The sequence below is a fragment of the Neogemmobacter tilapiae genome (assembly GCF_014652215.1).
GTDB lineage: Bacteria > Pseudomonadota > Alphaproteobacteria > Rhodobacterales > Rhodobacteraceae > Neogemmobacter > Neogemmobacter tilapiae.
In genome coordinates, this window is the sequence record NZ_BMYJ01000013.1 from 1 (window position 1) to 17,181 (window position 17,181).

Annotated in this window: 23 protein-coding genes and 1 pseudogene; 14 read left to right on the plus strand and 10 right to left on the minus strand. The window is 58.9% G+C overall.

All coding sequences use genetic code 11. The features are described from left to right. From IE095_RS16435 to IE095_RS16490, 12 genes and pseudogenes are all read left to right on the plus strand, one after another. Positions 1-525: pseudogene (locus IE095_RS16435) on the plus strand (hypothetical protein); the annotation flags it as partial. A gap of 1 nt (position 526) precedes the next feature. After that, complete coding sequence (locus tag IE095_RS16440) at positions 527-1,069, plus strand: hypothetical protein (RefSeq protein ID WP_229804879.1); 543 nt, start codon at positions 527-529, stop codon at positions 1,067-1,069. A gap of 202 nt (positions 1,070-1,271) precedes the next feature. Further along, positions 1,272-2,498: a DUF6161 domain-containing protein gene (locus IE095_RS16445; protein WP_189413095.1), complete on the plus strand. Its 1,227-nt coding sequence runs from the start codon at positions 1,272-1,274 to the stop codon at positions 2,496-2,498. Positions 2,499-2,560: 62 nt separating this feature from the next. Further along, entirely contained in the window at positions 2,561-2,887 is a 327-nt protein-coding gene (locus IE095_RS16450; RefSeq protein WP_189413097.1) for a hypothetical protein, read from the plus strand. A 3-nt stretch (positions 2,888-2,890) separates the two neighbouring features. Next, positions 2,891-3,601 (plus strand): SOS response-associated peptidase, encoded by a 711-nt coding sequence (locus IE095_RS16455; RefSeq protein WP_189413099.1) that lies wholly within the window; start codon positions 2,891-2,893, stop codon positions 3,599-3,601. 268 nt (positions 3,602-3,869) lie between these two features. Further along, positions 3,870-4,373, plus strand: coding sequence for a type III secretion system chaperone family protein (locus IE095_RS16460; protein ID WP_189413100.1), 504 nt, complete (start codon positions 3,870-3,872; stop codon positions 4,371-4,373). Between the two features lie 66 nt (positions 4,374-4,439). Then, positions 4,440-4,880, plus strand: coding sequence for a hypothetical protein (locus IE095_RS16465; RefSeq protein WP_189413102.1), 441 nt, complete (start codon positions 4,440-4,442; stop codon positions 4,878-4,880). After that, positions 4,877-5,092 carry a helix-turn-helix transcriptional regulator gene (locus IE095_RS16470; RefSeq protein WP_229804881.1) on the plus strand — a complete coding sequence of 72 codons (216 nt, stop codon included), beginning with the start codon at positions 4,877-4,879 and terminating at the stop codon, positions 5,090-5,092. Before IE095_RS16465 ends, IE095_RS16470 begins: the two co-directional genes overlap by 4 nt. A gap of 22 nt (positions 5,093-5,114) precedes the next feature. Then, positions 5,115-5,918 (plus strand): pyrroline-5-carboxylate reductase, encoded by an 804-nt coding sequence (proC, locus tag IE095_RS16475; RefSeq protein ID WP_189413104.1) that lies wholly within the window; start codon positions 5,115-5,117, stop codon positions 5,916-5,918. Next, positions 5,915-6,247, plus strand: coding sequence for a tRNA-binding protein (locus IE095_RS16480; protein ID WP_189413105.1), 333 nt, complete (start codon positions 5,915-5,917; stop codon positions 6,245-6,247). Before proC ends, IE095_RS16480 begins: the two co-directional genes overlap by 4 nt. Beyond that, on the plus strand, positions 6,247-7,197 hold the full coding sequence (locus IE095_RS16485; RefSeq protein ID WP_189413107.1) for a 2-hydroxyacid dehydrogenase: 951 nt from the start codon (positions 6,247-6,249) through the stop codon (positions 7,195-7,197). Before IE095_RS16480 ends, IE095_RS16485 begins: the two co-directional genes overlap by 1 nt. A 3-nt stretch (positions 7,198-7,200) precedes the next feature. Beyond that, the gene (locus IE095_RS16490) at positions 7,201-7,845 is read left to right on the plus strand and encodes a sulfotransferase family 2 domain-containing protein (RefSeq protein WP_189413109.1); all 645 of its coding nucleotides are present in this window, start codon (positions 7,201-7,203) and stop codon (positions 7,843-7,845) included. On the opposite strand, the gene IE095_RS16495 is transcribed toward IE095_RS16490, so the two are convergent. The 10 genes from IE095_RS16495 to IE095_RS16540 form a co-directional block, all read right to left on the minus strand. After that, the gene (locus IE095_RS16495; RefSeq protein WP_189413111.1) at positions 7,842-8,318 is read right to left on the minus strand and encodes a cupin domain-containing protein; all 477 of its coding nucleotides are present in this window, start codon (positions 8,316-8,318) and stop codon (positions 7,842-7,844) included. The two genes, IE095_RS16490 and IE095_RS16495, sit on opposite strands and share 4 nt — an antisense overlap. Continuing rightward, entirely contained in the window at positions 8,318-8,788 is a 471-nt protein-coding gene (locus tag IE095_RS16500; protein WP_189413113.1) for a cupin domain-containing protein, read from the minus strand. The genes IE095_RS16495 and IE095_RS16500 overlap by 1 nt, the downstream gene beginning before the upstream one ends. A gap of 38 nt (positions 8,789-8,826) precedes the next feature. After that, positions 8,827-9,252 carry a hypothetical protein gene (locus IE095_RS16505; protein WP_189413115.1) on the minus strand — a complete coding sequence of 142 codons (426 nt, stop codon included), beginning with the start codon at positions 9,250-9,252 and terminating at the stop codon, positions 8,827-8,829. Between the two features lie 126 nt (positions 9,253-9,378). Continuing rightward, complete coding sequence (locus tag IE095_RS16510) at positions 9,379-10,185, minus strand: amino acid ABC transporter permease (RefSeq protein ID WP_189413117.1); 807 nt, start codon at positions 10,183-10,185, stop codon at positions 9,379-9,381. A 35-nt stretch (positions 10,186-10,220) separates the two neighbouring features. Next, positions 10,221-11,003 carry a transporter substrate-binding domain-containing protein gene (locus tag IE095_RS16515; RefSeq protein WP_189413119.1) on the minus strand — a complete coding sequence of 261 codons (783 nt, stop codon included), beginning with the start codon at positions 11,001-11,003 and terminating at the stop codon, positions 10,221-10,223. Between the two features lie 61 nt (positions 11,004-11,064). Continuing rightward, on the minus strand, positions 11,065-12,120 hold the full coding sequence (locus IE095_RS16520) for a HesA/MoeB/ThiF family protein (RefSeq protein ID WP_189413121.1): 1,056 nt from the start codon (positions 12,118-12,120) through the stop codon (positions 11,065-11,067). Next, the gene (gene dut, locus IE095_RS16525) at positions 12,117-12,581 is read right to left on the minus strand and encodes a dUTP diphosphatase (RefSeq protein WP_189413122.1); all 465 of its coding nucleotides are present in this window, start codon (positions 12,579-12,581) and stop codon (positions 12,117-12,119) included. The genes IE095_RS16520 and dut overlap by 4 nt, the downstream gene beginning before the upstream one ends. Further along, entirely contained in the window at positions 12,578-13,774 is a 1,197-nt protein-coding gene (gene coaBC, locus IE095_RS16530) for a bifunctional phosphopantothenoylcysteine decarboxylase/phosphopantothenate--cysteine ligase CoaBC (protein ID WP_229804882.1), read from the minus strand. The genes dut and coaBC overlap by 4 nt, the downstream gene beginning before the upstream one ends. 72 nt (positions 13,775-13,846) lie before the next feature. Continuing rightward, positions 13,847-14,758, minus strand: a complete 912-nt coding sequence (locus IE095_RS16535) for a DUF2971 domain-containing protein (protein ID WP_189413127.1) — start codon at positions 14,756-14,758, stop codon at positions 13,847-13,849. Positions 14,759-15,170: 412 nt separating this feature from the next. Further along, positions 15,171-16,022 (minus strand): RNA polymerase factor sigma-32, encoded by an 852-nt coding sequence (locus tag IE095_RS16540; protein ID WP_189413269.1) that lies wholly within the window; start codon positions 16,020-16,022, stop codon positions 15,171-15,173. 40 nt (positions 16,023-16,062) lie between these two features. Between IE095_RS16540 and cobU the strand changes: the two genes are divergently transcribed. Further along, positions 16,063-16,602 carry a bifunctional adenosylcobinamide kinase/adenosylcobinamide-phosphate guanylyltransferase gene (gene cobU, locus IE095_RS16545; RefSeq protein WP_189413129.1) on the plus strand — a complete coding sequence of 180 codons (540 nt, stop codon included), beginning with the start codon at positions 16,063-16,065 and terminating at the stop codon, positions 16,600-16,602. Then, positions 16,599-17,165 (plus strand): histidine phosphatase family protein, encoded by a 567-nt coding sequence (locus IE095_RS16550; protein WP_189413131.1) that lies wholly within the window; start codon positions 16,599-16,601, stop codon positions 17,163-17,165. The genes cobU and IE095_RS16550 overlap by 4 nt, the downstream gene beginning before the upstream one ends. Positions 17,166-17,181 lie beyond the last annotated feature (16 nt).

The window sequence follows — 17,181 nt, forward strand, 5'->3', positions numbered from 1 at the left end:
TCAAATCTCAGTGGAAATTATGCGCCTACACGTGTCACTTCTCAGTGGAAATCAACAGCCATGATTGAAGCAGCGGGCGTGCGGAGCGTTGATTTAAAGCTAAGCATCGCAGAGGCCACTGCGGATGAATTGCTTGACGGACATGGGGGAGGCGGTGCGCTCGGCAACGTCTATAGGAGTGTTTGCGATGCGTTTAGTGGTATCGCCGCAGCAGACGCCAACTTAGCGGCGCTTCGGGACGCGGATCAAGGCTCCGTTACGGTCTCAATCAATGTGGGTAAGGGAGATCTCTCAGCCGCTAGCCACGCCCTAGATTATCTTGCCACCGAATTCGTCGAAGATGAAGATGCGGACGGCTATGTTATCCACCTTCGCAATAACATGAGAATCACGCCAACCGAAATGTCGGTTCGAAAAAATGTTCGGCTAGAGGTTCAGGCAAACTCAGTGAGTGTTTTCCAAGCTTGGGAAGCTATGTCTGCCTATATGATAGAGTTGCACGAAAACGGTCAGTTGGAGGCCTGAGATGGGCAAGGCTCGCAACAAGCCGACGATTGATTATCTGCGTCTACTCAAGCTCATCGTCGCGTTGATGGTGTCCTGTACCGTTGGATATTTTCTACAGCCACTGATCAGCAATAACGAAGATGCCGTGAACGCGGTTGTGACCATTTTCTCAATTCTAGCAGGTTTTCTTATAGCTGTAATCACGCTGATCGCTGAGCCCACGCTGAAGCAAGCCAAAAATTGGCAGGAATTGCAGATGATGAAGGCGACGGTTCAACGCAGGCTGTTCCGACAAAAATTGCTGTTCTTTCTCTATCTACTCACGCTCGGAGCAGCCTTAGGGATTTTCCTAGTTCCCGACACCCACATTGGCTTGCAATGCAGCCTTGAAGTCGGGTTTCTGGGGCTTGCAACTTTTGTTTTTCTGGCTTCCTTCGAGCTCCCCGGATCACTCATGAAGATTCAAATGGACCGCTACGAGGCTGAAATGGACGCAACCAAGCCTCAAATTTTACAGGATGCTGCAAAAATAGCCGCCGAATCGATCAACAAGCGAAAGTGATATGTTACTAATCCCAATAAATCGAAGTTCCACCTTTTCCAGTGCCGGGATGGATCGAGTGGAGCCAAACAGATCAGCTTAGCACCGCATTTCTGATGGACGGTGCGATGTTATCTAAAGAATATATGTAGGTGGCCGCAGTCTTTCAGAATGTCTGGAGAAAGAAATGGATAGATTCCGAGTGCCATTTAGGACAGCACCTATGATCAAAGGCCGCACCGAAGCCGCCTTTCGAAAAAGGATGGAAGAGGAAGAAGAGTTCTGGTCGCAGGAAAAATTCAGGGATCTGGATTACGTGATCAGCGCTCACAGCCCTCAGTCAGGACAATATCAGGCGGCAATTTCTGCGCAAATCGTCGCGGCTCAGCAAGCAACTGATGACTTCGTGGAAGGCACCTTTAGGTCGGGTCGGTTTTTCCTAAGGCCACCGCGAAGCAGCACCCTTGGCAAAGCCATAGAAACCCTTGTTGAAAAGAGGCAAATTCAAGCCGCGAAGAACCTTCTATTAGCATTTTTCGTGGAAGAGCGAGTCTATGACGTACCTTTTGACAGCAATTCGCCGACAGCAGTTCAGTACCATTCCGGCCTTTCCATACTCTCGAACATCTTGCTCCAAGAGGGCCTAACAGCGGAGCAAATAGCGAAAAACCATACATTGCTTTCACGTGAAGAACTTAACGCCAGCATGCGAGCCTTTGGAGAAAATTTTGACGCCGCAATGAGTAAGCTCGAACATGACACTGCCCAATGCGATCGGCATATTCAGGGTGCGAACAGCAAGCATGAGGACTTTAAGGCCAAAGTGACTCTAAGATATCAGGAAGCTTATCGATTGCACCAAGCAACCTTTAAAAATTGGCAGGATGAGTGGAAGAACCTCTACGCTTCGTATTCTGAAAAACTCAAACTTAGCTCTGCAGTCGAACTCTGGAAAACCCGATCATCAAACCACGGTGTTGCTGCCGGGATCTATCTATTCTTCTATGTCCTCGCTTTGGGTGGACTGGCGGCTTTGGCGCTTTATGCAGCGCGATACATCCTTCCTCAGCTCAACGACGCCTTCGGGCCGAGCTATTGCCCTCCCGAAACTCTCGAATGCCTCCCGGGTAGTCCAGCCAAGGCAATCGCCTATACCGCTACCGCTCTACTCATCACGTCCCTTTGTCTATGGCTGGTTCGGACCTTGCATCGAGTATATCTGTCTAATCGGCATCTTAGCTTGAGCTTTGCCGAGAAGGCGACCTTTGCGAACAGCTATTTAGCCATGGTCAAGGATGGCTCAATACCAAAAGAACACGAAGCGATTATCTTGTCGGCACTTTTCAGGCCGACGCAAGAAGGCATCATAAGAGACGATGATGGTGGCGTCTTTGATGTGTCGGCGGCCTCGATTTTGGCCAAAGCTCTCAGTAGCAGCAAACCACAGTGAGGGGCATATCTTGACGACGGCAATCCTTGCTTCAACGTTGCGCTACTGCCATTCTTCCTTCCATGGTCCAGAGAACCCCGCCCCAATATAAGACCGATGACGCGGCCTTTCCGGTGCGGCTTTACATTGTGGTTCCGGGGGACGGGCTTGGTAAGCTCATGGACGTGATCTACGATCGGCTGGTGCGAGAGCTGGGCCGAGGCGAGTTTGCTTGGCATAGTGGTGGCGCCTACGGCGCTCAGAATCGGGCCGCGATTTACTTCCGCCATCCGGCCGCCGCCGCTGCGCTGCTCGAGGCGATCCCAGAGATCAAGATCGCAGACGGCACAATGGCCAGCACCTATTCATCGCCGACCTTTCCTTTCGGTCGCCGAAGGGACGGCGAGTAGGCAATGTGCGGACGCTTCAACCTGGCGGGACTATCGTGGCCGGAACTCTGGCATCTGATGAATGATGGCACCGCGCCTGCCGGTTGGGATAGCGGGCGCAACGTCCAGATCCCGCAAAGCTACAATGTGGCCCCCACGCAGGACGTGCCCTTTGTCCACCTCCTACGCGACCGGGCGGGCGAACTGCATGGCGAGATGGCGCGCTGGGGCTTGATCCCCGGGTGGTTCAAGAAGCCTATCAAAGAGTGGAAGGCCAACACCATCAATGCGCGGGTCGAGACGGTGGCCGAGGCCCCCTCCTACCGCGACGCCTATCGCAAGGGGCGCTGCCTTGTGCCGATGGCGGGGTATTTCGAATGGTCCACCATGACAGCCACTAAGCGGGCCTATTATATCAAGCACCGGGTCGAGCTTGGCATTCTGGTTGCGGGTCTCTTCACCGAGGTCCGCTTGCCCGACTTCAGCGGGCCGACCTGCGCGATCCTGACCGAAGAGGCTAAAGGCCAGCTCGCCAAGATCCATGACCGCCAGCCCGTGATCCTGACGCGCGAGGCGGCGCGGATGTGGCTGGACGGCAAGCCCATCGAAGACATCCCCCGCCTGCCGGTCGAGCTGCTGCAATTGACACGGGTGAGCGGGAAGGTGGGGTCATGGAAGGCGCAAGGGCCAGACCTGATCAAGCCGGTTGAAGGGGATGTTGAAGAGGGCGTTTAACACCCCTTCAAACTGCCCAGCACCAACCGCGTTTGAAAAACACTCTGCTGCCAACTCTGCTGTCAAATCCTGCCAACTCCGGTGGCGAGCTACAACAACCATAGAACGGCAGACACCCGGACTTACCCACAGAAGAATTTCCTTTACAGGATTCCCTTCGTCCTTCACCATATCTAGTAAGGGTCAACACTGGCGAACGCTGATCCTTGCCAGACTTACAGCCTGTAGGGGCCAACTGGCCAGTACAGGCTTCATGATGGGGCCGGGTATGTCGTTAAGCGAAGATTTTCTGCAATCGGACGACCTTCACCCGATTGATATCGCCGAAAGTCTGGCCGAGTTCAACGATTGGGAATTTGACCGGCTGACCGAAGACCAGATTGCCATGTCGGTCGAAGGACAGTGGCGGACCTATTCGCTGACCCTTGCGTGGTCGGGCCATGACGAAACCCTGCGCCTGATCTGCACCTTTGAAATGGAACCGCCCGAGGGGCGGATGGGCGAGTTGTATGACGTGCTGAACCGGGTGAATGACTCGGTCTGGACCGGGGCCTTCACCTATTGGGCCGATCAGCGGCTGATGGTCTGGCGCTATGGTCTGGTGCTTTCGGGTGGGCAAATGGCCGGGCCGGAACAGCTTGACCGGCTGATTGGCAGCGCCGTGACGGCGGCAGAACGGTTTTATCCCGCCTTTCAACTGGTGGCTTGGGCTGACAAAACGCCGGCGCAGGCGATGCAGGTGGCCATTGCCGAGGCTTATGGTCGCGCCTGATGTAAAGCACGCTTGACATCAGGCGGCGCAGCAATCATGTAAAGGTAGCTTTACACGGAGGCGCAAATGTCAGGATTCGAAAAATTGCATCTTTGGGGGCTGGGCCTGCTGGTCCTCGCCTATGGGGTATTCGTTCTGGTGATGACCGATGGCGGACAACTGGCCAGCCAAACGCCGGGGCGGATTTTGACCATTCTCTTGGTCTATCTGGTCGTCGTGGGCTTGGCCTTAGGCACGCTGTTTGTGCGCGGGTTGGAAGGGCGGACCCAACCCGACGAACGCGAAAGCGCGATTGACGGGCGGGGCGAAAGGGCGGGCTACTACGGCGTGGAAACCGGCCTGGCGGTGCTGATGCTCCTGGTTCTGGCCGATGCTTGGGGCAGTGGCATCCTCGGTTCCTTCCGTTTGGATCGGCCCGAGGCAGTGGTTTTCGCCTTGGTCACGGTTTCCACCATCGGCGGCATCTGCCGCTTTCTGGCAGGCTGGCGGGCGGCGCGGGTATCATGAGCCTGCAAAACCGTCTGCGCGACATCCGCACCCAAAGGGGCGAAACACAGGCCGATCTGGCGGGGGCGCTGGGCGTTTCCCGCCAGACGGTGATCAGTCTGGAAGGCGGGCGCTATGCGCCATCCTTGGAACTGGCTCTGAAAATTGCGGGGCATTACGGCCAGACCGTCGAAAGCCTCTTTTGGCTGGCGCCCGACGCGGGCCTTGCCTAACGTGGCCCCAACACGGGGGCGGATGATGCAAGATCAGATCAACGAAAATGGCTTGGTGCTTTTGGGCTGCGGCAAGATGGGCTCGGCTATGCTGGAAGGCTGGCTGAAACAGGGGATCGCTGCGCAGGCGGTCCATGTCATCGAACCCCACCCCAGCGATTGGCTGCGGGCGACGGGCGTTCACCTGAACGCGCCCTTGCCCAAGGCCCCCGCTGTCGCCCTGATCGCCGTCAAACCCCAGATGATGGGCCAGGCCCTGCCCGCGCTTCAGGGCTTTGCGGGCGGCTCGACCCTGTTCCTGACCATCGCCGCAGGCACCACCATTGCCACCTATGAACAGGCGCTTGGCGCGGGCACCCGCATCGTCCGCGCCATGCCCAACACCCCCGCCGCCGTGGCGCGCGGCATCACCGCGATTGTCGGCAACAAAGGCGCGACCGAGGCTGACCTGAACCTCGCCGAAGGCCTGCTTGCGGCGGTGGGGCAGGTGGTCCGCCTGCAAGGCGAACACCAAATGGACGCCGTCACCGCCCTCTCCGGCTCCGGCCCCGCCTATGTCTTCCACATGATCGAAGCGATGGCCAAGGCAGGTCAGGCTGAAGGCCTCGCCCCCGACCTCGCCATGCAACTCGCCCGCGCCACGGTGTCCGGTGCCGGTGAACTCGCCCACCAGTCGCCCGAAACCGCCGAACAACTCCGCATCAACGTCACTTCCCCCGGCGGCACCACCGCCGCAGGGCTTTCCGTCCTGATGTCCGAACTCACCGACCTTATGACCCGCACCGTCCATGCGGCGGCCGAACGCGGGCGGGAACTTGGCAAATGATCACCTACGACGATTTTGAAAAAGTCGACATCCGCGTCGGCCGCATCACCCGCGCCGAACCCTTCCCCGAGGCCCGCAAACCCGCCATCAAGCTTTGGGTCGATTTCGGCGAAGGCATCGGCGAAAAACGCTCCTCCGCCCAGATCACCAAGCACTACACGCCCGAAACACTCATCGGCCGTCAGGTGCTGGCCGTCGTCAACTTCCCCCCCCGCCAGATCGGCAAGGTCATGTCCGAGGTTTTGGTTCTGGGTGTCCCCGATGCCGAGGGAGAGGTCGTCCTCATCGGTCCCGGCCATGATGTCCCCCTAGGAGGAAAACTCTTCTGATGCAAAAGCTGCTCATCACCCGCCGCCTGCCGGATTCCGTTCTCGCCCGTGCCGCCACCCGTTTCGACGTCACCCTCCGCGACAGCATTGATCCGCTGACCCCCGATGAACTTCGTTCCTCGCTCCGCGATTACGATGCCGTCCTGTGTTCCTTGGGCGACCGCTATCAGCCCGATGTCTTTGCCGACACCCCCGCCCCCCGCGCCCGAATCCTCGCCAACTTCGGCGTCGGATACAACCACATCGACGCCGTGGCCGCCCGCGCTGCGGGGTTAGAGGTCACGAACACCCCCGGCACCGTCACCGACGCCACCGCCGACACCGCCCTGACCCTCCTCCTCATGACCGCCCGCCGCGCGGGCGAAGGCGAACGCATCCTCCGCGCCGGTCAGTGGAAGGGTTGGGGCCCCGTCGAAATGCTGGGCACCCATGTCACTGGCAAAACCGTCGGCATCATCGGCCTAGGCCGCATCGGCAAGGCCATCGCCAAACGCTGCCATTACGGCTTTGGCATGGACGTCATTTTCCACAACCGCTCCACCGTCGCCGACCCCGGCTTGCCCGCCCGCCAACTTCCCCTGACCCAAGTCATGCAGGCCGATTTCGTCGTTGTTGTCGTCCCCGGCTCGAAAGAAACCTGGCACATGATCAACGCCGAAGTGCTGGCCATGATGAAACCCAAGGGCATTTTCATCAACATCAGCCGCGGCGATGTCGTCGATGAACCCGCCCTTGTCGCCGCCCTGCAAAACGGCCAGATCGCGGGTGCAGGCCTCGATGTCTATGAATTCGAACCCAAGGTTCCCCCCGAACTCATCGCCATGGAAAACGTCACCCTCCTGCCCCATCTGGGCACAGCGGCGCTGGAAGTGCGCGAGGCGATGGGCATGATGGCCGTCGACAACCTCTTCGCCCATCTCGATGGCCAACCCTGCCCGAACCGGGTCTAGCCGATGATCTTGTCGCGGGGGCGGAAATATCTGTTCCTGCATGTGCCGAAAACCGGCGGCACCGCCCTCACCCTCGCCCTTGAGGCGCGGGCGATGAAGGATGACATTATCGTCGGCGACACCCCCAAGGCCCGCGCAAGGGCTGCAAGGCAAAAGCACCTGCAAACCAAAGGGCGCCTTTGGAAACATTCCACCCTTGCCGACCTCGACGGGCTGGTCTCCCCCAACGATGACCTCTTCCTTGTTACCCTCGTCCGCAACCCTTGGGACCGCGTTGTCAGCCTGTATCACTGGGCCAAAACGCAACCCTTTTCCCATCCCCTCATCAAACTGGCCAAGACGCAGGATTTTTCCGGCTTTCTGAACGCCCCCCTGACTGCCGATCTTCTGGCCCGCAATCCCCTGCGCAAGCATCTGACCGACAGCACCGGACAGCAACGCCCCGCCCTGATCGCAAGGCTGGAACAGCCCCAAGACCTTGCCCCCTTCGAAACCCATCTTGGCTTTGCCCTGCTTCCCCTGCCACGCGCCAATGAAAGCGCAAGGCCAAGGGATTGGCGCGGATATTACACCGACGCCGATGCCGCCCTTCTGGCCCGGCTTTGCGCCGAGGATATCGCCCGCTTCGGCTATACCTTCGACGGCTAGCTCGGAATATCCCGCGCCCCGCCCTCAACAGCCCGCCCATCCCGATGCAGATACCGCCGCCCCTTGCCGTTCTTATGCGTCACCAGATCATGATCCGTGTAATGGATCACGTCCTGCACATAACGTGACCCCATCACCAGATAGGTCACCGCCCGGTCCGAACGGTTTTCCAGACAATGCCCCACCGCCCGCCCCGCAGGCCAAGCTACAAAGTCACCCGGTTTCAACACGGTCTCCACATCCTCCACCAGCACCGGATGCCCGCTGATCACATACAGCGCCTCATCCTCCGCCTCATGCCAATGCCTGTGCCCCGATTTCGAACCCGGTGGCAGGCTTTCCAGATGCACCCCGAATTGCGTCAATCCCCCCGGATCGCCCAACAGCGCATAATCATAAGGCCCCGGCCCAGCGCCCAACACCGGATGCAGCGGGTTCGCCTCATGCTGAAACACGGGCGCCAGCTTTGCCATTACCTTGGTCCTGCAAAAGGCGTGCCATCCCAATAGGTGAACGTGGCCTTCCCCCCGCCAATCTCCACCCGAAAATCCACATCCGAATAGGTCGCCACTTCCGATTTCGCCTTGGTCCCCACCACCAGAAACCGCGCGATCTTGTCCGTCTTGTTGATGAAGTGATGCCCATCCGTGCTGCCCGCCGGAAAGGCCGCGCAGTCGCCCACGCCCATCTCCACCGGCCCCGCATCCTGCACCAAGGTGCAGATGCCCTCCGTTACCATCACGAATTCATCTTCGTTCAGATGCCAGTGCCGCAAACTGGACAAAGCCCCCGGCTCCAGCGTCACAAGGTTCACCCCGAATTGCGTCAGCCCGCCCGCATCGCCCAGTCGCAAGGACGAACGCCCCTTCATCATGCTGGCATAGGGTTCAGGATAGATGGATCCGGTCTTTACCGGAACTTTGCTAGGGTCAATCACAGGCATTGGGGCCTCCTTCGTCTGGCCCCGCATCCTTTCCGCGATCAGGCCGATTTGGCAAGCTGCGGCGAAAGCGCCATCAACTCCGTCATCTGTGCAGACATGAACTCGACCCGGTCGGTCAGAAACTGGCCTTCTTGCAGGACGCCGTGGTAGATTGCCAACGAGGCCTCGACCTCCTCCGTGGCGCTGGTCATCGCTTCCCAAGTAACCCAGACGCGGAACATTCCCGCCTTCGGCATTTCAACCGCCGAGACCTCGGCCAACAAAACCTGAACACCGCGATCCAAAAGGTTGTCGCGCAGTCGGCCCATCAGCTGCGCATATTCTTCTGGCGAATGCACCAGCAACATGCGATCCGCCAACTGCATCTGAAACGGAAATTGGCAATGCCGCGCCAGGGCGGCATGCCGCCCCATCATCAGCAATTCGGCACGGCGCTGGAATTGACGTTCAAGCGATCTGAACACGATCTCGCCTTTCAAAGCGTTTTGAGCGTGAGCGATCTACCGCAAGGCGAGCAAAAACATCCGACAAAAACGACACTCCCCAGCCCGTAAGCGACCCGCATAGCGGCCCTGCAACGACAGCATCGCCTACCTTTTTTCCCCACCCTGCCGCAGCCGAAGTCTTCGCTCCAGCGCGCGCATGGCCAAGGACAGGGTGATCGTCATCGTCAAATAAATCAAGGCGACAACGTTATATGTTTCAAAATATTTGAAATTTCCGGCAGCTGTGACTTTTCCCAACTGGGTGATGTCACCGACGCCCAGGACCGAAACCAACGAGCTGTCTTTCACCATGGCGACGAAATCATTGCCATAGGGCGGCAGAATCAGGCGAAAGGCTTGCGGAAAGGTGATGTGGCGAAATCTCTGCCAAGGGCTTAGGCCCAGCGTCTGCGCCGCCTCGATCTGGCCCTTGTCGACGGCCTGCAATCCGGCGCGGAAAATTTCGGCCAGAAAAGAGGAATAGGCCAGAATCAACGCCAACACCGCCCGCCACAGCAGAGGAAAATCGCGGGGTCGGATGGGATCAAAGCCCAAAAGACCGGTCACGGCATTCCACCCCGCCACCAGAACGGGCGCAAAGACAAAGGCCACATACAAAAGCAGCACGATGATCGGAACACCGCGCATGACCTCGACATAAAGCCGGCTGATCTGGCGCAGCACGCGAAAGCGCGACAAAAGGCCCAGCGCCAGCAGCAAGCCCAGGACTGAGGCCCCGGCATAGCTAACAAGCGTCACCATGATGGTGATGCCAATACCCTTGGAAAGCGTGTCCAAGACCGCCGCATAGTCGGGGTCGCTCAGAACCAGCCAGAACAGCCAAAGGCCGGTGCCAACAACCAGCACCAGCCACCAGGGAAAATCTTTGTCAGATGGGGTCGGGGAAATCATAGAATGGCCCCGGCAGTCACCTGCCGGGGAAGGCCTTACTCACCCATCTTGTAGTCAACGAACCATTTCTGGTTCAGCGCATCAAACGTCCCATCCGCCTTCAGCGCCGCAATCGCCGCGTTCATCGGCGCGACCAGATCGCTGCCTTTCGGGAAAATGAACCCAAAATCCTCGGCCCCCAGCGGCGACCCGATGATCTTCAACCCGCCGTTCGACCCGCCGACATAGCCATTCGCCGCCGTCGAATCCGACAGCACCAGATCCACATCGCCCGTCTTCAAAGCCTCCAGCCCCGCGCCAAAGGTCTCAAACTTCACGATCCGCGCGTTTTCCTCATTCCCGTCCAGCACCTCATAGACGCCCACATAGAACGGCGTCGTCCCCGGTTGCGCCGCCATCAGCAGATCGGCATTCGCCGCAAAGCTCGCCGCATCCGTAAACCGGCTTTCATCGCCCCGCACGATCATCAGCATTTCCGAACGCATATACGCATCCGAGAAATCGACCGCTTCCTTCCGCTCATCCTTGATGGTGATGCCGGTCATGCCCATGTCATACTGGCCTTCCGACACCGCCGGGATCATCGCGTCCCAGCTGGTGTTTTCATATTTCACCGTGATGTTCAGCTTTTTCGCAATCTCTGCCAAAGCATCATATTCCCAACCCACGGGCGCCCCCGACTTGTCCAGGAATTGCAGCGGCGGATAGGCGTTTTCGGTGACGATCACCACTTCACGCCCGCCCAGATCAGGCACATCCTGCGCCACAGCGGGAAGGGTCGAGGCGGCCAAAAGGGCCAAGGCAGCGGTCAGTTTCATGATGGACTCCCTGTCACGGATTTGTCGCCAAACTAAAGCAAGGCGCGGCAGAGTCGAGGGGTCAAACAGGCCCTTTCCCGCCACAAACCGGGCAACCCACCCGCGCGTTCGTCCGGATCACGCGGGTTTCCATCTCTAGCCCGTCAAACAGCATCAGCCGCCCCCGCAAACCTTCCCCCGCCCCGGTCAGATGCTTCACCGCCTCCAGCGCCATCAGACTGCCCATCACCCCCGGCAAGGGCGCCGCCACCCCCGCCTCGGCACAGGTCGGCACCATCCCCGGCGCAGGCCGTTCCGGGAACAGGCACTCATAACACGCCCCCCCCGCCGCCGGGTGATACAGCGACAACTGCCCCTCCCATTGCGTGATCGCCGCCGCGATCAGCGGCTTGCCCGCCCGCACACAGGCTGCATTCACCAGATAGCGCGTGTCGAAATTGTCCGATCCGTCCAGCACCAGATCATAGTCCGCCAGCAGATCCTCCACGATCTCCGCCGTCAGACGTCGATTGTAAGGCCGCACTTCCACATGCGGGTTCAAGGCCCGCATTGCCAGCAGTGCCGATTGCACCTTGGGCAGGCCCACCCGCTCCGTCGCATGGATGATCTGCCGTTGCAGGTTCGTCAGTTCGACCGCGTCATCATCAATGACCCCAATCACCCCCACCCCGCTGGCCGCGAGATACATCAGCAAGGGAGCCCCAAGCCCCCCGGCCCCCACCACCAGAACCCGCGCCTCTTTCAGCCGCTTCTGCCCCGGCCCCCCAATCTCCCGCAAAGCGATATGCCGTGCATAGCGCTGCAACTCGTCCGCCGCGAAAGGCCCTCGCGGCGCTTCTGCCGCGCCCACAACAGCCCGCTTCCGCGTCATCCAACGAAACAGGAACCGATAGGCCAGAACAACACCGACCACCAAACCCCAAAAGAACCACGCCGAAAAATCACCGCCAAATACCTGCGCCACACCGCGCAGCGGCCACCCCTCATCGGCATAGGGCAAATGCGCCAAAAGCAGGAAAAGCCAGAATCCCAGCGCCAGAAAGGCCGCGACGACCCTCGGCAGATCCCGGCGATAGGCCAAAACCCCCAGCGCCGCAAAAACCAAAAGCCCGATCATGCCCGCCCCGTGGACCCAAAGCCCCCCGTCCCCCGCGCCGTATCCGACAGCGCCTGAACCACCTCAAACCGCGCCTGCACCACCGGCGCGATCACCATCTGCGCAATCCGGTCGCCATGCTGGATCGTATAAGCCTCCAAACCCAGATTGATCAGCGCCACGCCCAAAGGCCCCCGGTAATCGCTGTCAATCGTCCCCGGCGTGTTGGGCAAGGTGATCCCCTGCTTCACCGCCAGACCCGAACGTGGCCGGATCTGCATTTCAAACCCCAGCGGAATTTCCACCCGCAGCCCCGTCGCCACGATCAACCGCTGCATCGGGGCTAGGGTCACCCCCCCCCGATCCTCGGGCCGCAGATTGGCGCGAATATCCGCCCCCGCCGCGCCCGCCGTTTCATAGGCGGGCAAGCCCAGCGCCTGATCCGCCCAATCCTCCCACAAAAAGCGCAACACAGGCGTCATGCCAAAGCCTCCGCAATCCGTTCCGCCAGCCGCCGCGCCACCATATCTTTGCCCGTCCGCGGCCAGCTTTCCGCGCCCTTATCCGTGATCAGCGTCACCGCGTTTTCATCGCCCCCCATGATGCCCGTTTCAGGCGACACATCATTCGCCACGATCCAATCGCACCCCTTGCGCAGGCGTTTCGCCGTGGCATGGTCCAGCACTTTTTCGGTTTCCGCCGCAAAGCCCACCACCAGCCGGGGCCGTCCTGCCTGCATTTGGCTGACCGTCGCCAGAATGTCCGGGTTTTCCGCAAATTGCAGCGCCGGGGGCTGGCCAGAACCGTCTTTCTTCATTTTATGCTGCGCAGCATTCTGCACCCGCCAATCCGCCACCGCCGCCGCAAAAACCGCCGCATCGGCAGGCAAGGCCGCCTGCACCGCACCCAACATCTGCGCCGCAGTTTCAACCCGCACCACTGTCACCCCTTCGGGCGGCGGCACGCTTGCTGGCCCCGTGACAAAGGTCACCTTCGCCCCCAGCCCCGCCAAGGCGCGGGCAAGCGCTGTGCCCTGTGCCCCCGAGGATCGGTTGGCAATATAGCGAACCGGATCAATCGGTTCATGCGTGGGGCCCGAGGTGACAATGACATGTTTCCCCGCCAAAGGCCCGGCTTGCAGCGCGTCCTGAACGGCCGCCAAAATCGCCGCAGGTTCGGCCATCCGGCCTGGCCCAAATTCGCCACAGGCCATTTCGCCCTCATCCGGCCCCAGAATACGCACCCCGTCGCTGCGCAGCATTTCCAGATTGCGCTGCGTCGCAGCATGAAGCCACATCCGCACATTCATCGCCGGAACCATCAGCACCGGCGTATCGGTCGCCAGCAGCAAGGTGCTGGCCAAATCCCCCGCCAAACCATGGGCTGCCTTCGCCATCAGATCGGCGGTCGCCGGGGCCACCACGATCAGATCGGCGACGCGCGAAAGCTGAATATGGCCCATCTCGGCCTCATCCGTCAGATCGAACAGATCGCTATAGACCTTTTCGCCCGCCAAGGCCCCGACCGACAAGGGTGTCACAAACTCCGCCGCCGCCTTTGTCAGAACCGGCGTCACCCCGGCCCCCTCCTTCCGCAACAACCGGATCAGTTCCAAGGCCTTATAGGCAGCAATCCCGCCCCCGATGATCAAAAGAACCCGCTTGCCCTGCAACATCATGACCCCCAGCTTTGCCGCAGGTTAGCCCTTGGGGCGATGGGGGGAAAGGGGGTAGATCTGCCAGAATAACTAGCGGTATTTAATCTCGCTCATGAATACCTTTATATCACGTTGGGTCTTTGAAATTAGTCCGAGCAACTCCACCGCATAGGCAGTGTCGCTCTTCGGCCCAAACAGGACAATACCACCATTTGAAAGGAGCCCATCGCCGCCGTTCACATATGCTCGCCTAGGATCTCTATCGTCAAAAATTACATCAGACTGAGATCCATAGTTAGCCGTCTGCATTATCGTTCTAACCTCTTGCTCTGAACTATAAGATTCAGACTTAAAAAGAAATAATAACGGCATAACTGATTTAATCAACTCATCTAGATCCTTTATCAAATTTGCCTCGGTTTTCCTTAGATTTGAAAATCTCTTCTCCAGCAATTTTCTTATTTTTATTATTGGTCTATTTTGCGCACCTGAACCACCCCCTCGCAAGCTCTTCCCATACTGAACAGCAAAAAGCTGATCACCAAAATTTTCCCTAAGCTGTTTGATCGGAACAATAATGCAAGCGCCAGCACCGTCCTGACCATAGAATCTCCAATGATTTAAGGAGTCGCAGCCGCTTTCCTCTCCTTCTTTAATATATGTTTTTGTCCAGCAAGATAAAAAGGTCGCTGAGTTGATAGCAGAGTATAATAACCTGTTTTTTCTAATTTCCGACAAGTACTCGACCAAAACGCCACCGAGAGGGTGCTTGCTCTTGCTAGCTGCCTCAATCATAATATCAAATACAAATCGGCCCTCTTCGGGATCATTCATATAGTCCGCAGCGTACTGCCTTAAACGATTGTTTGTCCCATCACCATCTAACAAAAGCCTAGGCGTAATGACAGAAGTGTAGTGCGCCGCATATAGATCTTTTTCATCAGCAGAAACTCTAAGGCTGTCAACTATTTCATTAATTCCTTTGTGGAATTCTTCGTGCATCATAGCAAAATCTTCCCTAAGGTCAGGCTAATCAACAGATACACACATTTTCTTGCTCAATCAATATTTTCCAACAGCCTGCAACTTTTGCCTTCTTCGCCGGAGATATATTCTGGTTGACTTAAGGATACGCGCATGATGATAGGCGCTTCCTTTGCAAAATCGCAACACTTGGATGGCGGCTATCGTGAAGTCCCTCAATCGGTAGCTAGGATGCTGTTAAGATTCTCTCGTTTGGCAACAAACCTGTCGACACCTGCCGAACTGATACGCGAGCACAGGTGCATAACTTGTTTAAGCAAGCTGTTTTCTACTTGCTCTTTTCGGGTACTTCCGCGCATTTTTATAAATTCATAAAATTAAATATATTATAAATTTCAAATCCTTACGGGCAATTTCACGCGTGAAAACCTCACAACAGCCCCGCCACCTCCCCCGGCAACTGCTTCCTCATCTTCACATAGGCCCCGGCCTCCAACTGCCGGACCCTTTCCTTCGACAGGCCCAACTCCTCACCCAGGGATTCCAAGGTCCGCCCCTCCTCCCGCAGCCGCCTTTCGGTCACGATAAAGCGTTCCCTTTCGTTCAACCCATCCAAAGCCTGCCCCAGCCAGACCTGCAAGCGGGCCAGATCATGCGCCGCCTCGACCCGCTCGGCCGCCTGCGGGCCGTCGTCTTCCAAAGCGTCGATCCATTCCCGCCCCTCCTCCTCCGCCGACTGGACCGCATTCAAGGAATAATCCATCCCCGCCAGCCGCCCCTCCATCATCTGAACATCGGCCAAGGGAACCCCCACCTCCCGCGCCACCGCCTCGTGAAGCTGGGCCGGATCAAGCCCGGTCTCCCGCGAAAGCCGCGCCTGAACCCGCCGCAGATTGAAGAACAGCGCCTTTTGACTGCTGGTCGACCCGGTCCGCACCAAAGACCAGTTCCGCATCACATAGTCCTGCACACTCGCCTTGATCCACCAGACAGCATAGGTCGAAAACCGGACACCCCGGTCAGGATCGAACTTGTCTGCGGCCTTCATCAGACCAAGGCTCGCTTCCTGGATCAGATCATTCATCGGCGCGCCATAGCGGCGGAATTTGGCGGCCAGACTGATCGCCAGCCGCATATAGGCCTGGATCAGCCGATGCAGCGCCGCCTCGTCCCGATGATCACGCCAAGCGCGGGCCAGCCTTTGCTCGGTTTCCGCATCCAGCAACTCCGCCTTCATCGCTTGGCGGGACAGGCTTTGGTCGGTATAGATTTGCACGGCCATGACACGCCCTTTCATCGGCGGATTGACAAAGGTTCTACGCATGACATCCCCAGACGGATCACTTTCCGCGCTGACTTTGGTGATCGGCGGGGCGCGGTCGGGGAAATCCCGGCTGGCCGAAGGGCTGGCCGTGGGGTCCGGTCTGGCCCGCCTCTATGTGGCGACGGCCGAGGCTTGGGATGATGAAATGCGGGACCGGATTGCGGACCATCGGGCCAGCCGGGGGGAAGGCTGGGCGACGGTCGAGGCTCCACTGGACCTTGCCCCGGCCTTGGCGGGGCTGGGGCCGGATCAGGTGGTTTTGATCGACTGCGCGACGCTTTGGCTGACCAACCATCTGCTGGCTGAACATGATCTGGAACAGGAACAGGCATCGCTTTTGTCCTTGCTGGCGGATTGCAGGGCCAAGGTCATCGTGGTGAGTAACGAGGTTGGCCTCTCCGTGGTTCCCGACAATGCCCTGGCGCGGCGGTTCCGCGATGCGCAGGGGCGGCTCAATCAAGCCTTGGCGGCGCAGGCGGGGCTGGTGGTGGCCGTCTGGGCGGGGCTGCCCTTGGTGCTGAAAGGGCAGATGCCATGACGAGGTTCTGGTGGGTCCGGCACGGGCCGACACATCAAAAGATCTTTTGCGGCTGGCGCGACGTGCCCGCCGATTTGTCCGATCATGCTGCCTTGCAACGGCTGCGGGATTTTCTGCCCGATGCGCCGGTGATTTCCTCGGACCTGATCCGGGCGCGGGCGACGGCTGACGCGATTCAGGGTGGACGGCAAAGGCTGGCAGACGACCCCGATTTGCGGGAATTTCACTATGGCGAGTGGGAAGGGCTGGATTGGCAGGCCGTGGCGGCAGGTTGGCCTGACCTGTCGCGCGAATATTGGGAAAAACCGGGCAGCGCCGCCCCGCCGGGAGGGGAAAGCTGGGATGCCGGGGCAGCGCGGGTCGGGCGGGCGGTGGAACGGCTTTTGGCCCTGCCCGAAGTGATCGTGGTGGCCCATATGGGGGTGATCCTGACCCAATTGCAGCGGGCTTGGGCTTGCAGCGGGGCCGAGGTTTTGGCCCAACCCATCGCGCCCCTGTCGGTGGCGCAGGTGGATTGGGATGGGCAGGACTGGCGCGCGGGATTGATCAATCACTGTCCGTGATGGACCCTGCCAGAAT

Bases quoted from the DNA above. Each gene is read 5' to 3' on its own strand.
- IE095_RS16440 (WP_229804879.1), top strand. From the start codon at position 527: ATGGGCAAGGCTCGCAACAAGCCGACGATTGATTATCTGCGTCTACTC.
- IE095_RS16445 (WP_189413095.1), top strand. From the start codon at position 1,272: ATGATCAAAGGCCGCACCGAAGCCGCCTTTCGAAAAAGGATGGAAGAG.
- IE095_RS16450 (WP_189413097.1), top strand. From the start codon at position 2,561: ATGGTCCAGAGAACCCCGCCCCAATATAAGACCGATGACGCGGCCTTT.
- IE095_RS16455 (WP_189413099.1), top strand. From the start codon at position 2,891: ATGTGCGGACGCTTCAACCTGGCGGGACTATCGTGGCCGGAACTCTGG.
- IE095_RS16460 (WP_189413100.1), top strand. From the start codon at position 3,870: ATGTCGTTAAGCGAAGATTTTCTGCAATCGGACGACCTTCACCCGATT.
- IE095_RS16465 (WP_189413102.1), top strand. From the start codon at position 4,440: ATGTCAGGATTCGAAAAATTGCATCTTTGGGGGCTGGGCCTGCTGGTC.
- IE095_RS16470 (WP_229804881.1), top strand. From the start codon at position 4,877: ATGAGCCTGCAAAACCGTCTGCGCGACATCCGCACCCAAAGGGGCGAA.
- proC (WP_189413104.1), top strand. From the start codon at position 5,115: ATGATGCAAGATCAGATCAACGAAAATGGCTTGGTGCTTTTGGGCTGC.
- IE095_RS16480 (WP_189413105.1), top strand. From the start codon at position 5,915: ATGATCACCTACGACGATTTTGAAAAAGTCGACATCCGCGTCGGCCGC.
- IE095_RS16485 (WP_189413107.1), top strand. From the start codon at position 6,247: ATGCAAAAGCTGCTCATCACCCGCCGCCTGCCGGATTCCGTTCTCGCC.
- IE095_RS16490 (WP_189413109.1), top strand. From the start codon at position 7,201: ATGATCTTGTCGCGGGGGCGGAAATATCTGTTCCTGCATGTGCCGAAA.
- IE095_RS16495 (WP_189413111.1), bottom strand. From the start codon at position 8,318: ATGGCAAAGCTGGCGCCCGTGTTTCAGCATGAGGCGAACCCGCTGCAT.
- IE095_RS16500 (WP_189413113.1), bottom strand. From the start codon at position 8,788: ATGCCTGTGATTGACCCTAGCAAAGTTCCGGTAAAGACCGGATCCATC.
- IE095_RS16510 (WP_189413117.1), bottom strand. From the start codon at position 10,185: ATGATTTCCCCGACCCCATCTGACAAAGATTTTCCCTGGTGGCTGGTG.
- IE095_RS16515 (WP_189413119.1), bottom strand. From the start codon at position 11,003: ATGAAACTGACCGCTGCCTTGGCCCTTTTGGCCGCCTCGACCCTTCCC.
- IE095_RS16520 (WP_189413121.1), bottom strand. From the start codon at position 12,120: ATGATCGGGCTTTTGGTTTTTGCGGCGCTGGGGGTTTTGGCCTATCGC.
- dut (WP_189413122.1), bottom strand. From the start codon at position 12,581: ATGACGCCTGTGTTGCGCTTTTTGTGGGAGGATTGGGCGGATCAGGCG.
- coaBC (WP_229804882.1), bottom strand. From the start codon at position 13,774: ATGTTGCAGGGCAAGCGGGTTCTTTTGATCATCGGGGGCGGGATTGCT.
- IE095_RS16535 (WP_189413127.1), bottom strand. From the start codon at position 14,758: ATGCACGAAGAATTCCACAAAGGAATTAATGAAATAGTTGACAGCCTT.
- IE095_RS16540 (WP_189413269.1), bottom strand. From the start codon at position 16,022: ATGGCCGTGCAAATCTATACCGACCAAAGCCTGTCCCGCCAAGCGATG.
- cobU (WP_189413129.1), top strand. From the start codon at position 16,063: ATGACATCCCCAGACGGATCACTTTCCGCGCTGACTTTGGTGATCGGC.
- IE095_RS16550 (WP_189413131.1), top strand. From the start codon at position 16,599: ATGACGAGGTTCTGGTGGGTCCGGCACGGGCCGACACATCAAAAGATC.